The sequence below is a fragment of the Rahnella sikkimica genome (genome assembly GCF_002951615.1).
GTDB lineage: Bacteria > Pseudomonadota > Gammaproteobacteria > Enterobacterales > Enterobacteriaceae > Rahnella > Rahnella sikkimica.
This window is the reverse complement of the sequence record NZ_CP019063.1, coordinates 169,081-180,998: the sequence shown is the minus strand read 5'-3', so window position 1 is coordinate 180,998 and position 11,918 is coordinate 169,081. Positions and strand designations below refer to the sequence as shown.

Annotated in this window: 7 protein-coding genes; 3 read left to right on the top strand and 4 right to left on the bottom strand. The window is 51.5% G+C overall.

The window, feature by feature from the left end; translation table 11 throughout:
• Window positions 1-447 precede the first annotated feature (447 nt).
• Window positions 448-1,392, top strand: a complete 945-nt coding sequence (locus tag BV494_RS22195) for an AEC family transporter (RefSeq protein WP_104924980.1) — start codon at window positions 448-450, stop codon at window positions 1,390-1,392.
• 77 nt (window positions 1,393-1,469) lie between these two features.
• On the opposite strand, the gene fumA is transcribed toward BV494_RS22195, so the two are convergent.
• Window positions 1,470-3,116: a class I fumarate hydratase FumA gene (gene fumA, locus BV494_RS22190; protein ID WP_104924979.1), complete on the bottom strand. Its 1,647-nt coding sequence runs from the start codon at window positions 3,114-3,116 to the stop codon at window positions 1,470-1,472.
• A gap of 190 nt (window positions 3,117-3,306) precedes the next feature.
• Window positions 3,307-4,818: an anion permease gene (locus BV494_RS22185; RefSeq protein WP_104924978.1), complete on the bottom strand. Its 1,512-nt coding sequence runs from the start codon at window positions 4,816-4,818 to the stop codon at window positions 3,307-3,309.
• 759 nt (window positions 4,819-5,577) lie between these two features.
• On the opposite strand from BV494_RS22185, the gene BV494_RS22180 reads away from it, so the two are divergent.
• Window positions 5,578-8,355 carry a flavocytochrome c gene (locus BV494_RS22180; RefSeq protein WP_104924977.1) on the top strand — a complete coding sequence of 926 codons (2,778 nt, stop codon included), beginning with the start codon at window positions 5,578-5,580 and terminating at the stop codon, window positions 8,353-8,355.
• A gap of 177 nt (window positions 8,356-8,532) precedes the next feature.
• Window positions 8,533-9,501, top strand: coding sequence for an FAD:protein FMN transferase (locus tag BV494_RS22175; RefSeq protein ID WP_104924976.1), 969 nt, complete (start codon window positions 8,533-8,535; stop codon window positions 9,499-9,501).
• Here the strand turns inward: BV494_RS22175 and dcuR are convergent.
• Window positions 9,482-10,201, bottom strand: a complete 720-nt coding sequence (gene dcuR, locus BV494_RS22170; protein ID WP_104924975.1) for a two-component system response regulator DcuR — start codon at window positions 10,199-10,201, stop codon at window positions 9,482-9,484. The genes BV494_RS22175 and dcuR overlap by 20 nt on opposite strands.
• Entirely contained in the window at window positions 10,198-11,817 is a 1,620-nt protein-coding gene (locus tag BV494_RS22165) for a sensor histidine kinase (RefSeq protein WP_104924974.1), read from the bottom strand. The genes dcuR and BV494_RS22165 overlap by 4 nt, the downstream gene beginning before the upstream one ends.
• Window positions 11,818-11,918 lie beyond the last annotated feature (101 nt).

Below are 11,918 nucleotides of genomic sequence, written 5' to 3'. Positions count from 1 at the left end.
TTATTTCTTCGCCTAAGGATCCCTCGCAGTAAAATCCTATGAACAATCGAATCAGAGTGAATTAAATAAAATAAAAAGCGCACAGCAGCCGGAAATAGTCTTTATTATTGTCTGGTTTTTATATCACGCGAGAGGGGGAGGTTCTGGTTACACAAATTACAAAAGCATTTAAATACTTACTTAGTGATGAAATTCGTCAGTGTGTTGTTGGATATTTCAGAATAATTCAGTGTAACTAATAAAATAACAGCGCACTTAAGTTAAATAATTCAGTGTTTTAATAAGCTATTGATTTATATGTTTTTATTGGTTAAGTAATTATTGTTATTCTCAGCAGGTAAACAGATGTGAGCATTATCACACTTACCACTGAGCGAAAATAATATAAAGACTCGCAGTTTTATTTTTCTTCATTCAATTAACTATAAAAAAGAAAAAGGTCTGATTATGCCAACGTTACTCTTATCCTCTTTATTTCCTTTAGTTTTTGTTATGGTTTTAGGCTGGCTGAGCGGAAAACTCGGTTATATGAAACGTGACGATGCAACGGTATTAGCGACTGTGGTGATTCGTTTTGCGTTGCCATTACATCTTTTTATCGGCGCATTGCACACCGATCCGTCCAAAATACAGAATTTATCCTTTATGGCTGTGCTGGTGATCGGTCTGATGGGATCTTATCTTCTGACATTGTGCATCTCGCGTTTTCTGTTTCGTCACGACATAAAAACCAGCGCCATTCAGTCACTGGTGTGCGCCTTCCCGGATATGGCGTACTTCGGCGCGCCGGTTCTGGCCGTCCTTATCGGGCCGGAAGGTTTTCTGGGGGTGCTGGTGGGTAACCTCATCACCAGCGTGCTGATGATCCCGCTGACCATTGTTCTGATCCGCATGGGTGATGAAAACAGTGAACTGGCCGGGCAGGGCAGTCTGGGCAAAATGATCCTGACCAACCTGTTTAAAGCGGTGCGTAACCCGATTGTGTGGATCCCGGTTCTCGGCGTCATCATGAGTCTGGCGGGGATCAAAATCCCGGAGTTGCTGTCGTCTTCGGTTGAAATGATGGGGAAAACAGCGGGGGGGATTTCGTTGTTCGCGCTGGGGCTGTTGTTCTTCGGCGAACGCCCGACGCTGAATATCCATACGTTTACCAATATCGGCATGAAAAACTTAATCCAGCCCGCCATCATGGCCGCCGCCGGAATAGCCTTTGGTCTGAGCCACACGCTGTTGCAGCAGGTGGTGATTATCGGTGCCACGCCGTCGGCGATTGCCGCCGGGATGTTTGCGGTGCGCAGCGATACCTACGTGGAATCCGCGTCATCTTCCATTCTCATCGGGACAGCGCTCGGAATTGTGACGGAAGGGATCGTGATTTTTATGATGTCTTGACGCGGGAAGTGCAGTGACCTGAGCTGATAAAAAAGCCCGCCATTTACGGCGGGCCTTTTGTTTTTACTGCAATGCGATTACTTCACGCATTTAGCACATTGGTTTTGCTGAATCTGCTGGAAGAAGTCGTTGCCTTTGTCATCCACCAGGATGAACGCCGGGAAGTTTTCTACTTCAATTTTCCAGATTGCTTCCATCCCTAACTCAGGATATTCCACGCATTCGAGGCTCTTGATACTTTGCTGAGCCAGAACCGCTGCCGGGCCGCCGATGCTGCCCAGATAGAAGCCGCCATGTTTGTGACAGGCATCCGTCACTTGCTGGCTGCGGTTGCCTTTTGCCAGCATGATCATGCTGCCGCCGTTCGATTGCAGAAGATCCACGTAGGAATCCATGCGGCCTGCGGTGGTCGGGCCGAGGGAACCGGAGGCATAACCTTCAGGCGTTTTCGCCGGGCCTGCATAGTAAATCGGGTGATCTTTAACGTACTGCGGCAAGCCTTCGCCGTTATCAAGACGCTCTTTCAGTTTGGCGTGCGCAATGTCACGGCCCACGATAATCGTACCGCTCAGGGAAAGGCGGGTAGACACCGGATATTCTGAAAGCTGTGCGAGGATTTCTTTCATCGGACGGTTCAGGTCAACCTTAACGGCTTCACCTTCGCCTGCATGACGCAGTGATTCAGGAATGTATTTGCCCGGATTGTTTTCCAGTTTCTCAATCCAGATGCCGTCTTTGTTGATTTTCGCGCGGATATTGCGGTCAGCGGAGCAGGACACGCCCATGCCTACCGGGCAGGAAGCGCCGTGGCGTGGCAGACGGACAACGCGGATGTCGTGAGCAAAGTATTTGCCACCGAACTGTGCGCCGAGGCCCAGATTGTTTGCTTCGACCAGCAGTTCCTGTTCGAGCTGAACATCGCGGAATGCCTGACCGTGCTCGTTACCTTCCGTTGGCAGGCCATCGTAGTAATGCGTGGACGCCAGTTTCACCGTTTTCAGGGTGGCTTCTGCGGAAGTGCCGCCAATCACAAACGCGATATGGTACGGAGGGCAAGCCGCTGTACCCAGCGTGAGCATTTTCTCAACCAGATAACCTTTCAGTTTCGCCGGGGTGATCAGCGCTTTGGTTTCCTGATAAAGATAGGTTTTGTTCGCAGAACCGCCGCCTTTGGCGATGCACAGGAATTTGTACTCGTCGCCATCGACGCTGTAGAGGTCGATTTGTGCTGGCAGGTTGGTACCGGTGTTCACTTCTTTGTACATATCCAGCGCGGCATTTTGGGAATAGCGCAGGTTATCTTCGATGAACGTGTTGTACACGCCCTGAGACAGGCTGGCTTCGTCGTTGCCGCCGGTCCAGACGTGCTGGCCTTTTTTGCCCATGATGATCGCGGTGCCGGTATCCTGGCAGGTTGGCAGAATGCCTTTCGCGGCGATCTCTGAGTTTCTCAGGAACTGCAATGCAACGTATTTGTCGTTCTCGCTGGCTTCCGGGTCATCCAGGATCGCGGCAACTTGTTGCTGATGTGCAGGGCGCAGCATGAAAGAAGCATCGTGGAATGCGTGCTGAGCCAGCAGGGTAAGCGCTTGCGGCGCGACTTTTAAAACGTCTTCACCGTCAAACTGGCTGACAGAGACGTGATCTTTGGTCAGCAAATAGTATTCGGTTTCATCTTTGGAAACGGGGAAGGGATTCTGATAGTAGAAAGGTTTGTTCGACATTGTTTTCTCACTTAATCCGTTATGGCCGCCACGGGTACAACGATTTTCAGGAAGAGTACGGGAAAATCACGGCGACGTTTCTATTCGTTCCGTATGTTGCCAGCCAAATACACAGGCTGGCAACGTGGTTTAACTGTTTTATTTCAGTAAATGCTCTGTTAATGCTTTGTGGGTGATTTTATACACACCCTCAGAACATCATCACCATCCACGGGTAGCCGATAACCAGTAATGCGACCAGGAAGATTGCACCGAAGATGGTGCCCAGACGCCAGTAATCTTTCGTTGGCAGATAACCACTTCCGTAGTAAATCGGACTCGGGCCAGTACCGTACGGTGTGATGATCCCCATAATACCCAGAGACGTCACCATCAGCAGACAGAACACCTGCATATTGATGCCCGGAATCGCAGCACCAATAGTCAGCATAGCCGGTAAAAGTGCGGTGGTGTGTGCGGTGGTGCTGGCAAACAGATAGTGCAACAGGTAGAACGCCAGCAGCAGGGCGATGGTCGCTGCGCCAGGAGAGATGCCGCCCATCAGCGCAGCGCCTTCTTTACCCAGCCAGGCGATGAAACCGGTGCGGGACAGGCCGTCAGCCAGGGCAACCAGCGTGGCGAACCAGGCAAAGGTGTTCCAGGCGGGTTTGTTGCTGGTGATATCGTTCCAGTTCAGAACGCCGGTCCACAACATTAGAACCACAACCAGCAGCGCAGCCATTGCAGGCTCAATGAAGCTGGCAGCGAAAATCCACATCGCCAGCGCACAGCATACGAAGACCAGCAGCAGGATTTCGTGACGGGACATTCTGCCCAGTTTTGCCAGTTCAGACGTTGCCCATTTTGGTACTTCGTCGTTGATTTTGACTTCCGGTGGGTAGAACCAGTACGCCAGCAGCGGCATGGTCAGCAGCAGCAGCAGGCCGACCGGCAGGAACGCCATGAACCAGGTGCCCCAGGAAATGTTGATCCCGGTGACGCTGTTCACGATGCCCAGCGCCAGCAGGTTAGGTGCCAGTGCAGACAGGAACATAGAGCTGGTGATACACGCCGCAGTGATCGCCACCCACATCAGATAAGAACCGATTTTGCGTGCGCTCGGGTCGTTAGGTTTTGAGCCGTACAGCGGTGGCAGGTTGGCAATGATCGGGTAGATCGTGCCGCCGCTGCGCGCGGTATTGGACGGTGTGAACGGTGCCAGCAGTAAGTCTGCAAAGGTGATGGCATAACCGAGCGTCAGGCTGCGGCGGCCCAGATATTTCACCAGGATCAGCGCCAGACGGCGGCCAAACTGGGTTTTATCGTAGCCGGCGGCAAACATGAACGCGCCGAAGATTAACCAGACCGTTGAGTTACCGAAACCACTGACTGCCCATTTGAAAGATTGTGCAGCCATTTTGAATTTCGGATCGGCCATCTCCGCCGGGCTAAACAGCAACCACTGGCTGAAGAGGGCGATGACCACGACGCCAGTCAGGCCGATAACGGCACCTGGCAGTGGCTCGAAGATCAGACCTACGATGACGCCGACAAAAATGGCGAAAAAGTGCCATGCGTAAGGTTCAAGTCCATCGGGAGTGGGAACCAGCAGCAGCAACACCGCCACCAGCACAGGAAGTAACATAAAGATCCAGCGATTTTTCTTGCCGGACTCGGCTTTTTTCGCTGGCTCTTTCACCGCAGTTTTTGTTATTTCGCTCATAATATTTATCTTAGGTAGTTAGGAATATTGTGATGATGCTTAGGTAAAATGTCTTATGTGTTTTTTTTAGTTACTTTGATTTTTTTAGTTATTTAACGTTGCCTGTTTCTTAATGAGAACCTGCCCCGTTATTATTATTTGTGTTTGGTAGATGTCGTTCCCCTTAAGAGGGAGGAAATGTTTATATAATGCGTTTTCCCTATTTATTACTGTTGATCTTGATCAACAAAATACGGTGATGGTTTATTTTTTAAAACAAGAATTGAGATGTTCGTGGCGTGTTTTGAACAGGTTTAACGCACTGTGCCGTAATGCCCGAAATAAATTGCGATTAGTGCCTCTTTATGGGGGGAGACGCGCGAAGGAAGGAGTACCTCTAATGCGAGTCATTCACATCTGCAAACTCGGCCTGCCCTGATGCAAACGGCCTTGCAGGCGCGTGAGTTCTCTGATTTTTCGCGGGGAAACAGGCCGTGGATGTAATAGTAATCCGATCATTTAAATACAAATAAGGGAGTACTTTACACGAATGTGATTATTTGTTTTTAGCGTTAACATATTTTTAATATAACAGCCATTAAGTTAATAGATAAATAGTTATTAAACTAATGTAATGGGTTTAGAAACTAAAAATAAAACTATATTAATAACATGAAATCGGCAACGAAATAAAACACACAAATAATAACCATATATTTCGTTAAATAGCGGCCGGTAAAGAATTCAGAAAATTAATACTTAAAATTTGGAGTTACAATTATGAGCACCAACGCACCGCTATTGAGTCCGTTCACTCTGCCGAATGGTACCGTACTGAAAAACCGTATCCTGATGGCGCCAATGACCACCTGCACCGGTTTTTACGATGGCACCGTCACCAGCGAGCTGGTTGAATATTATCGTGCCCGTGCGGGCAGTATCGGTACCGTCATCGTGGAATGCTGTTTTGTGGATGACAAAGGCCTCGCATTCCCGGGCGCTATCGGCATCGACAACGACAGCAAAATTGCCGGTCTGGCGAAAATTGCCGAAGCGGTAAAATCTCAGGGTTCTAAAGCGCTCTTGCAGATTTATCACGGTGGCCGCATGAGCGAGCCGAAACTGATCGGCGGTCAGCAGCCGGTTGCGCCAAGTGCGCTGGCTGCTCCGCGTGACGGCGCGGCAACGCCGGTGGCGTTAACCGCCGAAGAAGTGGACGACATGATCGCCAAATTTGGTGAAGCGACCCGCCGCGCGATTGAAGCCGGTTTCGATGGCGTAGAAATTCACGGCGCGAACACTTACCTCATCCAGCAGTTCTTCTCCCCGAACTCCAATCAGCGTAACGACAAATGGGGCGGTAGCCGCGAAAACCGCGCCCGCTTCCCGCTGGCGGTGCTGGATATCACCCATCAGATGGCGCAGAAATACGCCGATTCTTCTTTCATTATTGGCTACCGTTTCTCACCGGAAGAACTCGAGGAGCCGGGTATCCGCTTTGCAGACACGATGTATCTGCTTGAGCAACTGGCAGCGCGTGGTCTGGATTATCTCCATTTCTCCCTCGGTTATTCGCTACGTCCTTCCATCAACGACACCACGGATCCGACGCCGCTTATCGACAAGTATGTCGCGATGCGTTCTGAAACACTGGCCGCGATTCCGGTGATGGGCGTGGGTGGGATTGTGAACAAAGCCGACGCGGAGCTGGCGCTGGAACATGGCTACGACATGATTGCCATCGGTAAAGCCTGCATTGCATATCCGGACTGGACTGACCGGATTGCCAGTGACCAGAAACTCGACCTGTTCATCGACAGCACCCAGCGCGAAGCCCTGACTATTCCTGAACCACTTTGGCGCTTCTCGCTGGTTGACGCGATGATCCGCGATATGAGCATGTCGTCGAAAAAATTCAAAGCCGGTGTGTTCCAGGAAAAAGTGCAGGACAACGCGTATGAAGTGGCGGTTAACGTCAGTCTGGAAACCGACCGCATTACGGACATTGTGCTGGAAGCCGGTGCGGATCTGGATGTGGAATTCACCACCAGCTTCGACATCATCCGTACCCGTATTCTGGATGCTAACAGCCCGCACGTTGACGCCGTTACGGGTGCAACTGAACAGAGTGAAGCGGTGAAAAAAGCGGTATCCAAAGCTATCGCGAAATCCTGCAAAGCGCAGTTGCTGGAAGAGGGCGGCAGCCTGTCCGAACCGCAAAGCTACGACGTGGTCGTGGTCGGTAGCGGCGGTGCTGGTCTGGCGGCGGCGATTCAGGCCTGTGATGAAGGCGCGAAAGTGCTGATCGTCGAGAAAATGTCTACCATCGGCGGTAACACCATCAAAGCCTCTGTAGGCATGAACGCTGCAGAAACCCGTTATCAGAAACTGAAAGGCATCGAAGACAGCAAAGAGCTGTTCTATCAGGAAACCCTGAAAGGCGGTCAGTTCAAAAATAACACCGTGCTGCTGAAAGAATTCATCGAACGCGCCCCGCAGGCCGTCGAATGGCTGGCAGCACACGACATTGAACTGAGCGATATCACCATTACCGGCGGGATGAGCATTGACCGCACGCACCGCCCGGCAGATCGCAGCGCAGTCGGTGGCTTCCTGATCAGCGGTCTGGTGAAAAACCTCAACAAACGTAATATCGACGTAATGCTGGATACGTCTGTGACCGAAATCCGTTACACCAACGGCGCGGTGCAGGGCGTAGATCTGCTCAATGATGAAAACGAAGTGCTGACGATAAACGCCAAAAGCGTGATTGTCGCGACCGGTGGTTTCAGCGCCAACCGCGACATGGTCGTGAAATATCGCCCTGAGCTGGACGGTTTCGTGACCACCAACCACAAAGGCGCAACCGGCGGCGGTATCGCCATTCTGGAAAATATCGGTGCCGGTACTGTCGATATGGGCGAGATCCAGATTCACCCGACCGTGGAACAGACAACGTCATATCTGATTTCCGAAGCCATCCGTGGCGGCGGTGCGATTCTGGTCAGCCAGGCGGGGCATCGCTTCTTCAATGAGATGGAAACGCGCGACAAAGTGTCTGCAAAAATCATCGGCCTGCCAGAGAAGTTTGCCTACGTGGTCTTTGACGAGCAGGTACGTTTAAACAACAAAGCGGCGGATGAGTATATTGCTCGCGGGTTCGTGATCAGCGGAGCAACGCCACGTGAACTGGCCGCGAAGCTGGAAATGGGATCAGACGCATTCCTCGCTACGCTGGAAAATTACAACGTTGCGGTGGATAAACAGGACGATGCAGAGTTTGGCCGTAAAACGGCGATGCGCCATCCGATCAATCAGGGGCCGTTCTACGCAATCCGTATCGCGCCGGGGGTTCACCACACCATGGGCGGCGTGACTATTAACACCGATACCTGCGTGCTGGATGCTCAGAAACAGGTGCTCAGCGGTGCGTTCGCGGCCGGTGAAGTGGTCGGCGGGATCCACGGCGGTAACCGTATCGGCGGGAATGCCGTTGCAGATATCATTATCTTCGGTATTCTTGCGGGACAGAATGCAGCGAAATACGCGATGCAATAAAGAACCGTGTTCCTTCCGGTTGCACGGAGTCTGGCAACGCTAAGCCCGCTCCTGCAACCCGGAAGGTTGAGGTTTCAGTTCAACGTAAAGCCTGTCCCGCATCGCTGTGGGGCGGGCTTTTCACTTTTCACTTTTCTCTATTAGGTCTGTTTTAAGGCCTGTTTTTGGGTAAATCTGATGACGCCAGACGATCGTGTTTATGCTTACTCCGCCGTTTTGATGGGTTCGCCCATTCTTCTCAAGCTGTTTGAACATAATGAAACCCTGGCCTCCAACGTTTTCCGGCTTATCAAACTTCAGGAAACCAAACTGACGGTTAACCGCCAGCAGTCTGAAGTGATGTCGGTTAACCATGCGGCAGGCGATCACGCCGTCGCCGTCAGCAAACCGGTGTTTGACCTGATCCGCCGAGCGAAAGCCGTGAGCGTGCTGGAAAACAGCAGTTTTAATTTCACCATCGGCCCGCTGGTGAAGCGCTGGAAAATCGGTTTTAACGGTAACAGCGTGCCCGCTGCGACTGACTTACAAGCGCTGCTGAAAATAACGGATCCGCATGACGTGATCCTCGACGAAAGTTCGCAGTCAGTTTTTCTGCATAAAGCGGGAATGGAAATCGATCTGGGCGCGATTGCCAAAGGGTATATCGCGGACGTGGTGCGCGATTTCCTGCGTGAGCAGCAGGTGACGCAGGCGCTGATCAATCTGGGCGGCAATGTCCAAACGCTGGGGGCAGGGGCAGAAGGCGCGTGGGCGATTGGTTTGAAAAAACCGTTTTCAACCCCGGAATCGCTGATTGGCGTGATAAACGTGACGAACAAATCGGTGGTGACATCGGGCATTTACGAACGGTATTTCGAGCTGAACGGCCAGCGTTACCATCATATTCTCGATCCGAAAACCGGCTATCCGCTGGATAACGAGCTTCTCAGCGTGACGATTATTTCCGATGACTCAATTGACGGTGATATCTACACCACGCTGCTTTACGGCATGGGCGTGGAAAAAAGCCTCAGGTACCTGGAGAATTTCCCGCACATTGAGGCTATTTTTGTCACGAAAGACCAGCAGATTATCTTCTCATCGCAGCGGCAGTTTACGTTCATGCCGCTGGACCCGGACTATCACATCACTGGCAGTACTGTTTAAGCAGCGAGTAATGATCCGCCTGTAAGCGATAGCGGTAAACCGGCCTGCCGGTCACGCCATAATGAATGCTGGTGAAGAGGATGTTCATCTGCGCCAGCCATATCAGGTATTTACGGCAGGACACCCGCGATATATTCACCGAACTGGCGAGTTCGTCCGTGGAAAACTCCATCGTTGGGTGCTCGTCAATCCACTGGCACAACGTGCGCAGCGTTTGTGGCGTCAGACCTTTAGGCAGCTTTTTGGACTCTGCCGCCGACGGATTATTGCCATGAATTAACCGGTCAACGTCCGACTGCTCGTAATATTGCTGGTTATCCATCAGCGTTTTTTTCTGCTGCCAGCCGGTCAGTGCTTCCTCGAAACGGGAAAACTGGAACGGTTTTATCAGATAATCCACCACGCCATAGTTCAGCGATTTTTTGATGGTTTCCGCATCGGCGGCGGAAGAAATGACAATCACGTCGATAGGGCGGCGCGCATTGCGCAGCTCAGGAAGTAAATCCAGCCCGTTGTCCTGCTGCATGTACACATCGAGCAAAATCAGGTCGATAGACAGTTCTGAATTCAAAACCAGATCTTTCGCCTGTTGTAACGTCGACGCGGTGCCGCAGCACGCGAAGCCTTCAATCTGGCCCACGTAGCAGCGGTTTAGCTCGGCTACCATGGCATCATCATCAACTATCAGCACATTGATCAAGAACTTGTCCTCTCACCATCCCAGGGAAGTTGTACAAAAAATTGGGTATAAACATCGGGTTCGGATTCTACGTTAATGGTTCCGCCGAGGCTTTCAACTTGCTGTTTCGCAAGGAACAACCCCATACCTCGTTGATCACCCTTGGATGAAACGCCTTTCTCAAATATCGCCTCAATGTTTTCCGGTGTAATCCCCGGTCCGTCGTCACTGACGACACAAGCCAGCGAGCCATTCTGATAATGCAGCAGCACGCTGACTTCGCCATCCGGCTGGTCGCCCAGCGCATCCAGCGCATTTTCAATCAGATTACCCAGAACGGTGATCAGCGCTGCGACCTGATTTTCATTGTTGTTATCAGGCAACAGGCTGTCATCGCTGAGTGTCAGCAGATGTCGGGTGTCTGAGGCGCGGTTAATCTTGCTCAACAGGAACCCGGCGATGACCGGAGACTTAATTTTCAACAGCAGCGACCCGATTTCAGCCTGATAATTATTGGCTGTTTTGAGAATATAATCCTCCAGCTGCGTATAACTTTTCATGTGCAGCAAACCCAGTATCACATGGAGTTTATTCATGAACTCATGCGAGCGTTCCCGCAATGAATCGGCATAGTTTACCATGCCGCTCAGGCGCTGCATCAACTGGCTGACCTCCGTCTTATCCCTGAAGGTACAAATTGCGCCAATAATGACGCCGTTATTACGCACCGGCACGGTATTGCTCAGCAGTAAACGCCCTTTGTAGTTGATCTCTTCGTCGCGGCGCGGAACGCCGGTATTGAGCACATCGCGCAGGTTGGCGATAAGCGGCAGGGAATCGGCATTTGGCGCAACGTCCGTGGCCGTTTCCTGAAATGTCTGGCGTGCCGTCTGGTTAATGAGCGTTACATGCGCGTCCTGGTCAACGGCGATCACGCCTTCTTTGATGGATTGCAACATCGCCTGACGCTGTTCGAACAGCGTCGAAATCTCATAAGGTTCCAGCCCGAACAGAATACGTTTGAGCATTTTGACCAAAAAGTAGGTGCCCAGTGCGCCAACCATCATGCCAAACAGCACGGTCCAGAGAATGCTCCAGCGGCTTTTGTTGATTTGCTCGGTGACTTTTACCAGCGAAATCCCGATGGCGACAACGCCGATTTGCTGGTGATGATCGTCATACACCGGCGTAAAGACGCGCAGCGCTTTATCCAGCGTTCCTTTATTGATAGAGACATTTTCGTTGCCGAGCAGCGCGGGATTGATGTCATCGCCGATAAAATGATGACTGATCACATCCGTATTCGGATGCGAGAAGCGGATCCCGTCCATATTCGTGACCACGACAAACAGCAGGTCGTTGCGCTTTTGCACCGCGCTGGCGATCGGCTGGATAATCCCGCTGTCAGAAGGAAGGGAAAGGGCGTGTTTCACTTCGGGGGAATCCGCCAGCGTTCTTGCCACGGCCAGCGCTTTGTCTTTAACGCCATCGCGCGTGGTATCGCTGACCTGCACGAAATAAAGCAGATGAACCACCAGCAGCACGGAAGCAATCACGGCGCTGATCATCAGAATCACGGAAGTACTGAGTTTCATGGGGTGCTTGCGCACTGAATGACGTTGCTGCGAGTCGCTCATGGGAGCCCCAAAAGAAAAGAGCAAAATGCTCATGAATGATGATGAATAGTTCGCGTTAAACGTCCTGCGCCGATGTAACGACCCTGGCTGAACGATGAACT